The organism is Shigella dysenteriae, from assembly GCF_022354085.1.
GTDB lineage: Bacteria > Pseudomonadota > Gammaproteobacteria > Enterobacterales > Enterobacteriaceae > Escherichia > Escherichia coli.
Window position 1 is genome coordinate 353,810 of record NZ_CP055055.1, and the last position, 14,703, is coordinate 368,512.

12 protein-coding genes and 3 tRNA genes are annotated in these 14,703 nt (G+C 54.1%); 11 read left to right on the top strand and 4 right to left on the bottom strand.

What is annotated here, in order from left to right:
* Positions 1–87: 87 nt before the first annotated feature.
* The 3 genes from mscM to rsgA form a co-directional block, all read right to left on the bottom strand.
* Positions 88–3,411, bottom strand: a complete 3,324-nt coding sequence (gene mscM / locus HUZ68_RS01790) for a miniconductance mechanosensitive channel MscM (RefSeq protein WP_001236835.1) — start codon at positions 3,409–3,411, stop codon at positions 88–90.
* Positions 3,412–3,432: 21 nt separating this feature from the next.
* Entirely contained in the window at positions 3,433–4,401 is a 969-nt protein-coding gene (asd, locus tag HUZ68_RS01795; RefSeq protein ID WP_033815120.1) for an archaetidylserine decarboxylase, read from the bottom strand.
* 96 nt (positions 4,402–4,497) lie between these two features.
* Complete coding sequence (gene rsgA, locus HUZ68_RS01800) at positions 4,498–5,550, bottom strand: small ribosomal subunit biogenesis GTPase RsgA (protein ID WP_239594016.1); 1,053 nt, start codon at positions 5,548–5,550, stop codon at positions 4,498–4,500.
* Positions 5,551–5,644: 94 nt separating this feature from the next.
* On the opposite strand from rsgA, the gene orn reads away from it, so the two are divergent.
* From orn to HUZ68_RS01825, 5 genes are all read left to right on the top strand, one after another.
* The gene (gene orn, locus HUZ68_RS01805) at positions 5,645–6,190 is read left to right on the top strand and encodes an oligoribonuclease (protein WP_001295188.1); all 546 of its coding nucleotides are present in this window, start codon (positions 5,645–5,647) and stop codon (positions 6,188–6,190) included.
* A 210-nt stretch (positions 6,191–6,400) separates the two neighbouring features.
* Positions 6,401–6,476, top strand: a tRNA-Gly gene (locus HUZ68_RS01810).
* Positions 6,477–6,512: 36 nt separating this feature from the next.
* Positions 6,513–6,588, top strand: a tRNA-Gly gene (locus tag HUZ68_RS01815).
* A gap of 35 nt (positions 6,589–6,623) precedes the next feature.
* Positions 6,624–6,699, top strand: a tRNA-Gly gene (locus HUZ68_RS01820).
* 233 nt (positions 6,700–6,932) lie between these two features.
* A complete protein-coding gene (locus HUZ68_RS01825; protein WP_010723271.1) occupies positions 6,933–6,986 on the top strand; it encodes a hypothetical protein in 54 nt (17 codons plus the stop codon).
* On the opposite strand, the gene queG is transcribed toward HUZ68_RS01825, so the two are convergent.
* On the bottom strand, positions 6,969–8,108 hold the full coding sequence (gene queG / locus HUZ68_RS01830; RefSeq protein ID WP_001294211.1) for a tRNA epoxyqueuosine(34) reductase QueG: 1,140 nt from the start codon (positions 8,106–8,108) through the stop codon (positions 6,969–6,971). The two genes, HUZ68_RS01825 and queG, sit on opposite strands and share 18 nt — an antisense overlap.
* On the opposite strand from queG, the gene nnr reads away from it, so the two are divergent.
* From nnr to hfq, 6 genes are all read left to right on the top strand, one after another.
* Complete coding sequence (gene nnr, locus HUZ68_RS01835; protein WP_077786713.1) at positions 8,107–9,654, top strand: bifunctional ADP-dependent NAD(P)H-hydrate dehydratase/NAD(P)H-hydrate epimerase; 1,548 nt, start codon at positions 8,107–8,109, stop codon at positions 9,652–9,654. The genes queG and nnr overlap by 2 nt on opposite strands.
* Entirely contained in the window at positions 9,626–10,087 is a 462-nt protein-coding gene (tsaE, locus tag HUZ68_RS01840; protein WP_000981977.1) for a tRNA (adenosine(37)-N6)-threonylcarbamoyltransferase complex ATPase subunit type 1 TsaE, read from the top strand. Before nnr ends, tsaE begins: the two co-directional genes overlap by 29 nt.
* Positions 10,088–10,105: 18 nt before the next feature.
* Positions 10,106–11,443: an N-acetylmuramoyl-L-alanine amidase AmiB gene (gene amiB, locus HUZ68_RS01845; protein ID WP_033815219.1), complete on the top strand. Its 1,338-nt coding sequence runs from the start codon at positions 10,106–10,108 to the stop codon at positions 11,441–11,443.
* Positions 11,444–11,452: 9 nt separating this feature from the next.
* Positions 11,453–13,300, top strand: a complete 1,848-nt coding sequence (mutL, locus tag HUZ68_RS01850; RefSeq protein ID WP_033815218.1) for a DNA mismatch repair endonuclease MutL — start codon at positions 11,453–11,455, stop codon at positions 13,298–13,300.
* The gene (gene miaA / locus HUZ68_RS01855; protein WP_001280339.1) at positions 13,293–14,243 is read left to right on the top strand and encodes a tRNA (adenosine(37)-N6)-dimethylallyltransferase MiaA; all 951 of its coding nucleotides are present in this window, start codon (positions 13,293–13,295) and stop codon (positions 14,241–14,243) included. Before mutL ends, miaA begins: the two co-directional genes overlap by 8 nt.
* Positions 14,244–14,328: 85 nt before the next feature.
* On the top strand, positions 14,329–14,637 hold the full coding sequence (hfq, locus tag HUZ68_RS01860; protein ID WP_001051883.1) for an RNA chaperone Hfq: 309 nt from the start codon (positions 14,329–14,331) through the stop codon (positions 14,635–14,637).
* Positions 14,638–14,703: the final 66 nt, after the last annotated feature.

Sequence of the window (14,703 nt, forward strand, 5' to 3'; positions counted from 1 at the left end):
GATGATACTCTCCAGGGCCGGTGATAACTGAAGATGATGTTAAGCTGCTAAATGAGCCACGTTGACATCATTTGGCAGCTTCATGCATTACAAACTTCCCGCCTGACGACCTTTGCCCGCAGACGTCAGCGTTCTCCCCGTTTGTTTACCGTTGAGGCTTTCCAGACGCATCTGGAAGGGCGGGAATGGCATATCGATACCGTGGGCATGGAAGCCAGCCAGAATCAGCTGGTGGATCTCATGGCGTAGCGGCATACGGTGACCCATCTCAGCGGCGTAAATACGCAGCTCGAAAATCTGAATCCCCTGTTGCAGATCCACCAGGAAGACTTCCGGTGCCGGGTTGTCGATCACCAGCGAGCAGCGACGCGCTGCGGTGAGCAGGATTTCCGTCACTTCTTCACTGTTGGCATCGGCAGGGGCCGGAATCGTCAATACCACGCGCGTGACCGAGTCAGAGAGCGACCAGTTGATAAACTGCTCGGTAATAAACGCCTTGTTCGGCACGATTATCTCTTTACGGTCCCAGTCGCTGATGGTGGTGGCGCGGGTGTTAATTTTTGTCACGCTACCAGTAAGATCGCGGATCGTTACCGTATCGCCAATGCGAATCGGTTTTTCGAACAGGATGATCAGGCCAGAGATAAAGTTGGCGAAAATTTCCTGCAAACCAAAACCGAGACCAACACCGAGCGCGGCAACCAGCCACTGCAATTTCGACCACTCAATACCAATCATTGAGAAGCCGACCAGCCCGCCAATCAGCATCAGCAGATATTTGGTGATGGTGGTGATGGCGTAACCCGTACCCGGCGTTAAATCCAGGTGCTGCAAAATCGCCAGTTCCAGCAGCGCGGGCAGGTTGCGCACCAGTTGCGTGGTGATGATAAACACCAGAATGGCAATCAGCACCGCACCGAGGGTAATTGGCTCCAGACTTTCTACGCCCTGTACCGTGGAGGTGACATCCCACAGCGAAATATTTTCGAGGAAGCCGAAAGCGGAATGGATTTCTGACCACAGCACAATGACCGAAAGCAGGGCGATCAACATCAAAATTGAGCGCACCAGCCGCAAGGATTGCGCACTAATGGCATCGAGATCGACTTCGCTTTCATCGACTTCAATTGCCCCTTCCGGGCTACTGTGATGATGCGCTTCCTCTTCGCCACGCGCGCGTTGCGCTAACATCTCTGCCCGGCGATGCTTCGCCCGGTCAAACGCCAGCCTGCGGCGCTGGATCAGCATCCAGCGGCGGATAACGTGATAAACCACCAGTAGCAGGAACCAGATGGCAACCGAGGTTTCAAGCCTCGCTAACAGTGCCTGCGCCGTTGCCAGATAACCCACCGCCGACGCCAGAATGGCAACCAGTGGCGCGCCAATCATCATGTTCCACAGCATATGGTTGGTAATGTTGTCGCCGCTGCCCTCTTTGTTGAGATACAGCGGTATCCCGGCCTTTTTCAGGCTGAGGGTGACCACCGCCAGCGCACCGCAAATGAGGATAAAGCAAAGCCGTCCCAGCGAACCGGAAAATTCGCGGTCGTCGAGGTTATCGAACATCATCAGCGCCATAATCAGTGGCACAATAAGCCCGATGCTCATCAGGTAGTAGCGCATCCCACGGGAAACACGTTCGCGCGGCCAACCAAAATGAGCGATAAACAAGCCGTTCGGGCGGGCAAAGGTAGCGCAAATCATCACTACCCACAGCAGCGGCACGGTGGCTGTGACGCCATCACCAATCGCGACCGCCAGCGGATAAGGCCACGCCTCGCGCAAGCCGTAACCCAGCGTCATCCACAGCACCGGCAGCGGTGACGCGACGAGAATCGACCAGAAAAGAGTGCGTAACGTCAGCCAGAAGTGATCCTGAGTCACTTTACCGACTTTCGCCGCCGAACGTTCAAGAAAACGGGTGAAATAGCGGCGCGAGTAAATACTGCAACCGACCAGAATCAACGCGCCAAACAGCGGCAAAATCGTCTCTTTGCTGGTCAGCATCATCACACTGGCTTTGCCCAACTGACTGAAGGTGTCCAGCGAAATGAGACGACGCAGATCCTGGGCGATTTCCAGCGGCCAGGCGATGGTCATCGGGCGCACGTCAGAGGTCCAGAACAGATAGCGGTGCGTCGCTTCGTTCACCTCTTTCAGCGCGTCCTCCAGTTGCCCGTTAGAGACTTTCAGCTTGGTCAGTTCCAGCAGTAGTGTGTCGCCACCCTGCAACAATGAGTTCAGCAACTCACGCTGAGTGCGTAGCTGTGCTTCGAGAATACGGTTTTGCTCGGCAGTCAGCGGCTGACCGTCGGCCTGATGAATTTGCCGTAGCAGCGGCTGTTTATTAAGCAGATCCTCATAACGTAACCGTTGCACACGCAACTGCGCCATTTCGGTATCAAGCTGTTGTGGTTTCGGCATTTCCGGCAGCCGTGCCACCTGCGCCCGCAACGCTTCACCGAGCAGATTGGACGATCCCAGCCATTGCGACTGTTCACGCAGCGTATTCAACGCCTGCCGGACCTGTAACGTCTGGCTGGCAGCCTGACGCTGTTGCGAGGCAACGAGATCCATCCGCTGCGCCTGTTGATTCAAAGCCGCCGATAGTTCGCGGTTAATTTTGAATTGCGCGACGATATCTTTCGGCAAATCGGCACTGTTTTCTGCTAGTAATTCGGTACTTTCCAGCGCCCGCTCTGCCTCAAGCTGGCGTTGGCTGTTCAATTGATTACGCAAGGCCTGCAAATACGCATCCAGTTGCTGGCTCTCTTTTTCCGCCAGCTCTGAGCGCAAGCGCGCTAATTCCTGGCGGTTATTGGCAGACAGCTGCGCCAGCTCCAGTTCATCAACGAGCGCCTTAAGACGTGCGGAGTCAGACTGCAACGCGAAATTTTGTGCCTGATTGAGCGGAGTATTGCCGGTAAGCGTTCCCAGGCGGCGCTCGATCTCGTTTAACTGACGGCGGGCGTCGGTTTGCTGTTGCGGCAGTTGATTCAGCGAATCGGCAATCTCGCGGGCGCGCTCCTGCTCTTGCTGGGCCTGACGGCTTTTATCCAGCAACTGACTGCTGACCTGGAGAATTTCCTGATTCAGCGCGTCGGTAGACATCCCCGGCGACACGCTGCGCGGCTCGTCACGCATGTTGTTTAACTGCGCGCGAAGAGTCGCGGAGAGTTTCGGATAATTATCAATAACTTCTTGATATTGCTTGATGCGCTCAAGGGAACCTTTTCGTTCCTCAAGCGCATTTAAGGCAGACTGGAGCGCCTCTACGACTTCCGGCTGCGCGGGTTTCGCCGCTTTTGCCTGCTCCAGTTCCTGGGTGATTTGTTTGCTATCGGGGGCCGTCGCGGCGTACGCCCCCCAACTGAGGCACCAGGCCATCAGAAAAGTGATAATCAGGCGCACGTCAGTGTTTCCTTTGATGGATTAGACCTGGTCTTTTTTATCGTCAACCAATGGGCTGGCGTCGTGTTCTGCTTCGATCTCTTCAGCAGGAAGCGGGGCGGGTTCAGCGTCTGGCGTAACAAAGGTTTCGGTAGATACTGCCAGCGGCTGGCCAATTTTCGTGACAGACAGGTTTTCCAGTTGCTCAACCAGATTCACTTTACCCGGTGCAAACAGGTTGATAACGGTGGAACCGAGTTTAAAGCGACCCATTTCCTGGCCTTTCAGCAGTGCCACAGAACCGTCGTTTTCCCCGGCAGGCCAGGTCCAGCGCTTGATGATGCCTTCGCGCGGCGGCGTAATGGTGCCCGCCCAGACAGTCTCAATGCTGCCTACAATCGTCGCCCCGACCAGAATCTGCGCCATTGGGCCAAATTCGGTATCGAACAGGCAGATCACGCGTTCGTTACGGGCAAACAGATTCGGCACGTTCTGAGCCGTGAGATGGTTAACGGAGAAGAGATCGCCCGGCACGTAGATCATCTCACGAAGAATACCGTTGCACGGCATGTGTACGCGGTGGTAGTCACGCGGGGAGAGGTAAGTGGTCACAAACGTACCGTTGCGGAACAGGTCCGCCATCAGGTAGTTACCTGCCAGCAGGGCTTCGAGGCTATAGTTGTGGCCTTTGGCTTGCAGGATTTTATCTTCTTCGATTTTACCCAACTGGCTGATAACGCCATCGGCAGGCATAACCAGGACATTCGGATCGGTATCGATTGGGCGTACTTCGTCACGCAGCGGACGGACAAAGAATTCGTTAAAGGTGCGGTAGCTGGCGGTGTCCGGCTTTTGCGCCTCTTTCATGTCGACCTTGTAGTATTTAACGAACAGATCGATAACCAGTTTTGTCAGCCATCCTGCCCGCTTGCTTGCGCCCCAACCCGCCAGGCGAGTAAGCCATAGTTTCGGCAGAATGTACTGTAGCGAAAGTTTAAATGAATTTAACAAAGTAGCCTCCAGGCCATTGTTTTGTCGTTCCTGATCCGGCCTACATGCCGGATCCTGAAAAAAAGGGGACGATTCTAACGACGGTTAGCTTAATTGTCAGTCATCCGTATCAGAAAAGTTTTTACGCGTTTTTACCTGCGCCATGCTTTCCAGAATACGGTGATAGTTTTCGAAACGGGTTTCCGCGATTTTTCCTTCCTCAACCGCTTCCCGGATAGCGCAGCCCGGATCGGTATCGTGTTTGCAATCGCGATATTTACACAGACCTAAGTAGTCATGGAATTCGACAAAACCCTGAGTGATTTGTTCCGGATCCAGGTGCCAGAGGCCGAACTCACGCACACCAGGGGAATCAATCACATCACCGCCGTGCGGGAAGTGATACAGCCGAGCGGCGGTCGTGGTGTGCTGACCGAGCCCCGAGTTGTCAGAGACATCGTTGGTCAGGATCTCTTTTTGCAGCCCCAGCAACGCGTTCAGCAGGCTGGATTTACCAACGCCAGACTGCCCGGCAAAAATGCTGATGCGCCCGGTCAACGCCCCTTCCAGCGGTTTTAGCCCATCCTGAGTATGGCTGGAAACCATCAATACGCGATAACCGATATTGCGGTAGATATCCATCTGCTCGTTGACGAACTCCATACCTTCGTCGTCCAGCAGGTCTATCTTGTTGAGCACAATAATCGGCTCAATCTGCAAGGTTTCGCAGGCCACCAGATAACGGTCGATAATATTGAGCGACAGCTCCGGCAAAATGGCGGAGACAATGACAATCTGGTCGATGTTGGCGGCAATAGGTTTCACGCCGTCGTAGAAATCCGGACGCGTCAACACTGAGGTGCGCTCATGCACCGCTTCCACGATCCCTTTGACATTTACGCCTTCCGCCGCCGGTTTACCCGGACGCCAGACTACGCGGTCGCCGGTCACCAGCGAACGGATGGTACGGCGAATATTGCAGCGGTGAACGTCGCCATCGGCGGATTCCACATCAGCGTGCATACCAAAGCGGCTGATGACGATACCTTCATCAGGCTCGCCAAACAGATTGTCGTCGTAGTCGGGCTTCTCCTTAGACGTTTTAAGACGACGCTGGTGATTGGCGTTCACGCGGCGCTGCTGGCCTTTGGAGAGTTTATTTTTACTCAATCGTACAGACTCCTGGTCGCCCCTGATGGGCAAAACATCTATGATACACGCAATTGTGGATCAATATAGTCACTGTGAATGGGTGGAAAATAGCATGAGTGCCAATGAAAACAACCTGATTTGGATCGATCTTGAGATGACCGGTCTGGATCCCGAGCGCGATCGCATTATTGAGATTGCCACGCTGGTGACCGATGCCAACCTGAATATTCTGGCAGAAGGGCCGACCATTGCAGTACATCAGTCCGATGAACAGCTGGCGCTGATGGATGACTGGAACGTGCGCACCCATACCGCCAGCGGGCTGGTGGAGCGCGTGAAAGCGAGCACGATGGGCGATCGTGAAGCTGAACTGGCAACGCTCGAATTTTTAAAACAGTGGGTGCCTGCGGGTAAATCGCCGATTTGCGGTAACAGCATCGGTCAGGACCGTCGCTTCCTGTTTAAATACATGCCGGAGCTGGAAGCCTACTTCCACTACCGTTATCTCGATGTCAGCACCCTGAAAGAGCTGGCGCGCCGCTGGAAGCCGGAAATTCTGGATGGTTTTACCAAGCAGGGGACGCATCAGGCGATGGATGATATCCGTGAATCGGTGGCGGAGCTGGCTTACTACCGCGAGCATTTTATCAAGCTGTAAAATTTTTCCTGGTCACGTAAGCGTCGGAATCCACTTGCGGCGGCGTGATTTTGACGCTAAATTGAACGCCTTGCTGATAATTTCAGCACTTGAGATAAAAACTCAAAAAAAATTTTTTAGGGGGGTTGCAGAGGGAAAGATTTCTCGTATAATGCGCCTCCCGTAACGACGCAGAAATGCGAAAATTACGAAAGCAAAATTAAGTAGTACGCGGGAATAGCTCAGTTGGTAGAGCACGACCTTGCCAAGGTCGGGGTCGCGAGTTCGAGTCTCGTTTCCCGCTCCAAAATTTGAAAAGTGCTGCAAAGCACAGACCACCCAAGCGGGAATAGCTCAGTTGGTAGAGCACGACCTTGCCAAGGTCGGGGTCGCGAGTTCGAGTCTCGTTTCCCGCTCCAAAATTTGAAAGTGCTGCAAAGCACAGACCACCCAAGCGGGAATAGCTCAGTTGGTAGAGCACGACCTTGCCAAGGTCGGGGTCGCGAGTTCGAGTCTCGTTTCCCGCTCCAAATTCTTCTCTCAATAAAATATCCACAGCGACGCGATGCGTTATTGCTGGTTTTTGTTGTCTCTGACAAACTCTTGTAAACAGAGTTATCCACAGCCTCAGGCCGTAATCTTAATTTCAAAGAAACTTCGCACGGTGAATAGTATTTTTTTAACCTTTTGATAGATAAGTTAAAAATTAAGATCTCGTTTTGTCGAGTCGATCACTTGACGATTTTATTCGTCTTGAATTGCAATGCGTTTTTATTTTTATTCACAAGCTGTGGATGAATCAGGCGTCACGCGGTAACCCTTTTTCAATCACCCGAACCAGACGCTGTTTTTTCGGCAATTGCACTTCGACTATGCACGCATTTCGTCTCTCGATTTGCTGCGCAATCGCCCACGCTATGTGCTCATCAAGAAGTGGGTGCTCACCTTTACGACTTTCCAGCGCCGCCAGAATCGTTTCATCCCAGGGCGCATTGCCTAAGGCTACAGCAATATTACGCAGCCAACGCAGGTGACCTATACGGCGAATCGCCGAACCTTCCGTGACTTTTAAAAACTTCTCTTCGCTCCAGGCGAATAACTCAATGAGTTCCGGTGCGTGTAGCGGCTTACGCGGGCTGAAATCGTCTTCTGTAGTGAGTTGTGAATAGCGATTCCACGGGCAGATAAGCTGGCAGTCATCGCAACCGTAAATACGGTTTCCCATTAACGGTCGCAACTCTTCCGGGATCGCCCCTTCCAGTTCGATGGTGAGATAAGAGATACAGCGGCGAGCATCGACGGTATATGGCTCGACGATGGCACCGGTCGGGCAAATCGTCATACAGGCCACGCATTTACCACATCCTTCCTCGACTGGTTGATCCACGGGCAGAGGAATATCGACCAGCAATTCGCCTAAAAAGAAGAACGAACCGGCCTCGCGATTGAGGATAAGTGAGTGCTTACCTGTCCAGCCGAGCCCAGCTTTTTCAGCTAACGGGCGCTCGAGAATAGGCGCAGAATCGACAAACGGTCTAAAATTCAGCGAAACACAATGTTGCTGAATCATCTCGCCCAGCTTTTTGAGTCGGTTGCGCAGAAGTTTGTGATAGTCACGGCCCAGCGCATAACGGCTAACATAGCCGAGTTTGGGGTTTTTCAGCGTGCTGGCAAATGCGGCGTTAGCAGGAAGGTAATTCATCCGCACGCTGATCACGCGCAGCGTACCGGGCAATAATTCGTGAGGGCGGGCGCGCAACATACCGTGACGTGCCATCCAGTCCATTTCGCCGTGGTATTGTTTGTCCAGCCATGCTTGCAGTTTGGGCTCGGACTCGCTGAGATCGGTATCGGTAATACCTACCTGCTGAAAGCCCAGTTCCAGCCCCCACTGTTTAATTTTTTGCGCTAACTGATTGAGATCGAGGGGCTCTGACATGACGGACCATACAATGAAGAAAAACCCCGTAAGTATACCACACACCGTCTGGTACGCCGACGATATCCGCCGCGGAGAACGCGAGGCGGCAGATGTGCTGGGGCTCACACTCTATGAGCTGATGCTTCGCGCTGGCGAGGCCGCATTCCAGGTGTGTCGTTCGGCGTATCCTGACGCCCGCCACTGGCTGGTGCTGTGCGGTCATGGTAATAACGGCGGCGATGGCTACGTGGTCGCGCGACTGGCCAAAGCGCTCGGCATTGAGGTCACGTTGTTGGCCCAGGATAGCGACAAACCGTTGCCGGAAGAGGCCGCGCTGGCACGCGAAGCATGGTTAAACGCGGGTGGCGAGATCCATGCTTCGAATATTGTCTGGCCCGAATCGGTAGATCTGATCGTTGATGCGCTGCTCGGTACCGGCTTGCAGCAAGCGCCCCGCGAATCCATTAGCCAGTTAATCGACCACGCTAATTCCCATTCTGCGCCGATTGTGGCGGTTGATATCCCTTCCGGCCTGCTGGCTGAAACCGGCGCTACGCCAGGCGCAGTGATCAACGCCGATCACACCATCACTTTTATTGCGCTGAAACCAGGCTTGCTCACTGGAAAAGCGCGGGATGTTACAGGACAACTGCATTTTGACTCACTGGGGCTGGATAGCTGGCTGGCAGGTCAGGAGACGAAAATTCAGCGGTTTTCGGCAGAACAACTTTCTCACTGGCTGAAACCGCGTCGCCCGACTTCGCATAAAGGCGATCACGGGCGGCTGGTGATTATCGGTGGCGATCACGGCACGGCGGGGGCTATTCGTATGACGGGGGAAGCGGCGCTGCGTGCTGGTGCTGGTTTAGTCCGAGTTCTGACCCGCAGTGAAAACATTGCGCCGCTGCTGACTGCACGACCAGAATTGATGGTGCATGAACTGACTATGGACTCTCTTACCGAAAGCCTGGAATGGGCCGATGTGGTGGTGATTGGTCCCGGTCTGGGCCAGCAAGAGTGGGGGAAAAAAGCCCTGCAAAAAGTTGAGAATTTTCGCAAACCGATGTTGTGGGATGCCGATGCATTGAACCTGCTGGCAATCAATCCCGATAAGCGTCACAATCGCGTGATCACGCCGCATCCTGGCGAGGCCGCACGGTTGTTAGGCTGTTCCGTCGCTGAAATTGAAAGTGACCGCTTACATTGCGCCCAACGTCTGGTACAACGTTATGGCGGCGTAGCGGTGCTGAAAGGTGCCGGAACCGTGGTCGCCGCCCATCCTGACGCTTTAGGCATTATTGATGCCGGAAATGCAGGCATGGCGAGCGGCGGCATGGGCGATGTGCTCTCTGGTATTATTGGCGCATTGCTTGGGCAAAAACTATCGCCGTATGATGCCGCCTGTGCGGGCTGTGTCGCGCACGGTGAGGCAGCTGACGTACTGGCGGCGCGTTTTGGAACGCGCGGGATGCTGGCAACCGATCTCTTTTCCACGCTACAGCGTATTGTTAACCCGGAAGTGACTGATAAAAACCATGATGAATCGAGTAATTCCGCTCCCTGATGAGCAGGCAACATTAGACCTGGGCGAGCGGGTAGCGAAAGCCTGCGATGGCGCAACCGTAATCTATCTGTATGGCGATTTAGGCGCAGGTAAAACCACCTTTAGCCGGGGCTTTTTACAGGCTTTGGGCCATCAGGGTAATGTCAAAAGCCCCACTTATACGCTGGTCGAACCCTATACGCTCGACAACTTAATGGTTTATCACTTTGATTTGTACCGCCTTGCCGATCCCGAGGAGCTGGAGTTTATGGGGATCCGCGATTATTTTGCCAACGATGCCATCTGCCTGGTGGAGTGGCCACAACAAGGTACAGGTGTTCTTCCTGACCCGGATGTCGAAATACACATTGATTATCAGGCACAAGGCCGTGAGGCGCGCGTGAGTGCGGTTTCCTCTGCGGGTGAATTGTTGCTGGCGCGTTTAGCCGGTTAACCTTTGAAAGGTGGCGGGATGATGTATCGCATCAGAAATTGGTTGGTAGCGACGTTGCTGCTGCTGTGCGCGCAGGTGGGTGCCGCGACGCTCTCTGATATTCAGGTTTCTAACGGCAACCAACAGGCGCGGATAACGTTGAGTTTTATTGGCGATCCTGATTATGCGTTTAGCCATCAAAGCAAACGCACCGTGGCGCTCGATATCAAACAAACGGGCGTGATTCAGGGACTGCCATTGTTGTTCAGCGGCAATAATCTGGTGAAGGCGATTCGCTCTGGAACGCCTAAAGATGCACAAACGCTACGGCTGGTGGTCGATCTTACCGAAAATGGTAAAACCGAAGCGGTGAAGCGGCAGAATGGCAGCAATTACACTGTCGTCTTTACGATTAACGCCGATGCGCCGCCACCGCCTCCTCCGCCGCCCGTGGTTGCGAAACGCGTTGAAACGCCTGCGGTTGTCGCACCGCGCGTCAGCGAACCGGCGCGCAATCCGTTTAAAACGGAAAGTAACCGCACTACGGGTGTTATCAGCAGTAATACGGTAACGCGTCCGGCAGCCCGCGCGACGGCTAACACTGGCGATAAAATTATCATCGCTATTGATGCCGGACACGGCGGTCAGGACCCTGGCGCTATCGGCCCCGGTGGTACGCGGGAGAAAAATGTCACCATCGCCATCGCGCGTAAATTACGTACCTTGCTCAATGACGATCCGATGTTTAAAGGCGTTTTAACCCGTGACGGGGATTACTTTATCTCGGTGATGGGGCGCAGCGATGTGGCACGTAAGCAAAACGCCAATTTCCTCGTGTCGATTCACGCTGATGCCGCACCGAACCGCAGTGCGACTGGCGCTTCCGTATGGGTGCTCTCAAACCGTCGTGCAAACAGCGAGATGGCAAGCTGGCTGGAACAGCATGAGAAACAGTCGGAGCTGCTGGGCGGCGCGGGCGATGTGCTGGCGAACAGTCAGTCTGACCCCTATTTAAGCCAGGCGGTGCTGGATTTACAGTTCGGTCATTCCCAGCGGGTAGGGTATGATGTAGCGACCAGTATGATCAGTCAGTTGCAACGCATTGGCGAAATTCATAAACGTCGACCAGAACATGCCAGCCTTGGCGTTCTGCGTTCGCCGGATATCCCATCAGTACTGGTCGAAACCGGTTTTATCAGCAACAACAGCGAAGAACGTTTGCTGGCGAGCGACGATTACCAACAACAGCTGGCAGAAGCCATTTATAAAGGCCTGCGCAATTATTTCCTTGCGCATCCGATGCAATCTGCGCCGCAGGGGGCAACGGCACAAACTGCCAGTACGGTGACGACGCCAGATCGTTCGCTGCCAAACTAAGGACGATTGATGCCAATTCAGGTCTTACCGCCACAACTGGCGAACCAGATTGCCGCAGGTGAGGTGGTCGAGCGACCTGCGTCGGTAGTCAAAGAACTGGTGGAAAACAGCCTCGATGCAGGTGCGACGCGTATCGATATTGATATCGAACGCGGTGGGGCGAAACTTATCCGCATTCGTGATAACGGCTGCGGTATCAAAAAAGATGAGCTGGCGCTGGCGCTGGCTCGTCATGCCACCAGTAAAATCGCCTCTCTGGACGATCTCGAAGCCATTATCAGCCTGGGCTTTCGCGGTGAGGCGCTGGCGAGTATCAGTTCGGTTTCCCGCCTGACGCTCACTTCACGCACCGCAGAACAGCAGGAAGCCTGGCAGGCCTATGCCGAAGGGCGCGATATGGACGTGACGGTTAAACCGGCGGCGCATCCGGTGGGAACGACGCTGGAGGTGCTGGATCTGTTCTACAACACCCCGGCGCGGCGCAAATTCCTGCGCACCGAGAAAACCGAATTTAACCATATCGATGAAATCATCCGCCGCATTGCGCTGGCGCGTTTCGACGTCACGATCAACCTGTCGCATAACGGTAAAATTGTGCGTCAGTACCGCGCAGTGCCGGAAGGCGGGCAAAAAGAACGGCGCTTAGGCGCGATTTGTGGCACCGCTTTTCTCGAACAAGCGCTGGCGATTGAATGGCAACACGGCGATCTCACCCTGCGCGGCTGGGTGGCCGATCCAAATCACACCACGCCCGCACTGGCGGAAATTCAGTATTGCTACGTGAATGGTCGCATGATGCGCGATCGCCTGATCAATCACGCGATCCGCCAGGCCTGCGAAGACAAACTGGGGGCCGATCAACAACCGGCGTTTGTGTTGTATCTGGAGATCGACCCGCATCAGGTGGACGTCAACGTACACCCCGCCAAACACGAAGTGCGTTTCCATCAGTCGCGTCTGGTGCATGATTTTATCTATCAGGGCGTGCTGAGCGTGCTACAACAGCAACTGGAAACGCCGCTACCGCTGGACGATGAACCCCAACCTGCACCGCGTCCCATTCCGGAAAACCGCGTGGCGGCGGGGCGCAATCACTTTGCAGAACCGGCAGCTCGTGAGCCGGTAGCTCCGCGCTACTCTCCTGCGCCCGCCTCAGGCAGTCGTCCGGCTGCCCCCTGGCCGAATGCGCAGCCAGGTTACCAGAAACAGCAAGGTGAAGTGTATCGCCAGCTTTTGCAAACGCCCGCGCCGATGCAAAAACCAAAAGCGCCGGAACCGCAGGAACCTGCACTTGCGGCGAACAGTCAGAGTTTTGGTCGGGTACTGACTATCGTCCATTCCGACTGTGCGTTGCTGGAGCGCGACGGCAACATTTCACTTTTAGCCTTGCCAGTGGCAGAACGTTGGCTGCGTCAGGCACAATTGACGCCGGGTGAAGCGCCCGTTTGCGCCCAGCCGTTGCTGATTCCGTTGCGGCTAAAAGTTTCTGGCGAAGAAAAATCGGCATTAGAAAAAGCGCAGTCTGCCCTGGCGGAATTGGGTATTGAATTTCAGTCCGATGCGCAGCATGTGACCATCAGGGCCGTGCCTTTACCCTTACGCCAACAAAATTTACAAATCTTGATTCCTGAACTGATAGGCTACCTGGCGAAGCAGTCCGTATTCGAACCTGGCAATATTGCGCAGTGGATTGCACGAAATCTGATGAGCGAACATGCGCAGTGGTCAATGGCACAGGCCATAACCCTGCTGGCGGACGTGGAACGGTTATGTCCGCAACTTGTGAAAACGCCGCCGGGTGGTCTGTTACAATCTGTTGATTTACATCCGGCGATAAAAGCCCTGAAAGATGAGTGATATCAGTAAGGCGAGCCTGCCTAAGGCGATTTTTTTGATGGGGCCGACGGCCTCCGGTAAAACGGCGTTAGCCATTGAACTGCGTAAAATTTTACCAGTAGAGTTGATAAGCGTTGATTCTGCCCTTATTTACAAAGGGATGGATATCGGGACGGCGAAGCCGAACGCTGAAGAGTTACTCGCCGCGCCGCACCGATTGCTGGATATTCGCGATCCGTCGCAGGCTTACTCGGCTGCTGATTTTCGCCGCGATGCGCTGGCGGAAATGGCCGATATCACCGCGGCGGGGCGGATCCCACTGTTAGTGGGCGGTACGATGTTGTATTTCAAGGCATTGCTGGAAGGGTTGTCGCCGCTACCGTCGGCAGACCCGGAAGTACGGGCCAGAATTGAGCAACAGGCGGCAGAGCAAGGTTGGGAGTCATTGCATCGTCAACTTCAGGAGATCGATCCGGTTGCGGCAGCAAGGATTCATCCAAATGATCCACAAAGGCTTTCCCGGGCACTGGAAGTTTTTTTCATTTCGGGTAAAACTTTAACGGAACTGACGCAAACGTCAGGAGACGCTCTACCGTATCAGGTGCATCAGTTCGCCATCGCCCCGGCGAGCCGTGAACTGCTCCATCAACGAATTGAGCAGCGTTTTCATCAGATGTTGGCTTCAGGTTTTGAAGCAGAAGTCCGGGCGCTTTTTGCCCGAGGAGATTTGCATACGGACTTGCCTTCCATTCGTTGCGTGGGTTATCGCCAGATGTGGTCTTACCTTGAAGGCGAAATCTCATACGATGAAATGGTTTATCGAGGTGTTTGCGCCACGAGACAGTTGGCGAAGCGGCAGATAACCTGGCTGCGTGGTTGGGAAGGGGTTCACTGGCTTGATAGTGAAAAACCAGAACAGGCGCGTGACGAAGTATTACAGGTTGTTGGTGCTATCGCAGGCTGAATGTGTACAATTGAGACGTATCGTGCGCAATTTTTTCAGAATCGAAAGGTTCAAAGTACAAATAAGCATATAAGGAAAAGAGAGAATGGCTAAGGGGCAATCTTTACAAGATCCGTTCCTGAACGCACTGCGTCGGGAACGTGTTCCAGTTTCTATTTATTTGGTGAATGGTATTAAGCTGCAAGGGCAAATCGAGTCTTTTGATCAGTTCGTGATCCTGTTGAAAAACACGGTCAGCCAGATGGTTTACAAGCACGCGATTTCTACTGTTGTCCCGTCTCGCCCGGTTTCTCATCACAGTAACAACGCCGGTGGCGGTACCAGCAGTAACTACCATCATGGTAGCAGCGCGCAGAATACTTCCGCGCAACAGGACAGCGAAGAAACCGAATAAGGTTTCGGGCTGTTTTTTTTACACGGGGAGCCAGCGATCCTGCGTTCCCCGCTGATCTATTTAGAG

Coding starts and splice junctions, on each gene's coding strand:
- orn (WP_001295188.1), top strand. CDS start 5,645: ATGAGTGCCAATGAAAACAACCTGATTTGGATCGATCTTGAGATGACC.
- nnr (WP_077786713.1), top strand. CDS start 8,107: ATGACGGACCATACAATGAAGAAAAACCCCGTAAGTATACCACACACC.
- queG (WP_001294211.1), bottom strand. CDS start 8,108: ATGTCAGAGCCCCTCGATCTCAATCAGTTAGCGCAAAAAATTAAACAG.
- tsaE (WP_000981977.1), top strand. CDS start 9,626: ATGATGAATCGAGTAATTCCGCTCCCTGATGAGCAGGCAACATTAGAC.
- amiB (WP_033815219.1), top strand. CDS start 10,106: ATGATGTATCGCATCAGAAATTGGTTGGTAGCGACGTTGCTGCTGCTG.
- mutL (WP_033815218.1), top strand. CDS start 11,453: ATGCCAATTCAGGTCTTACCGCCACAACTGGCGAACCAGATTGCCGCA.
- miaA (WP_001280339.1), top strand. CDS start 13,293: ATGAGTGATATCAGTAAGGCGAGCCTGCCTAAGGCGATTTTTTTGATG.
- hfq (WP_001051883.1), top strand. CDS start 14,329: ATGGCTAAGGGGCAATCTTTACAAGATCCGTTCCTGAACGCACTGCGT.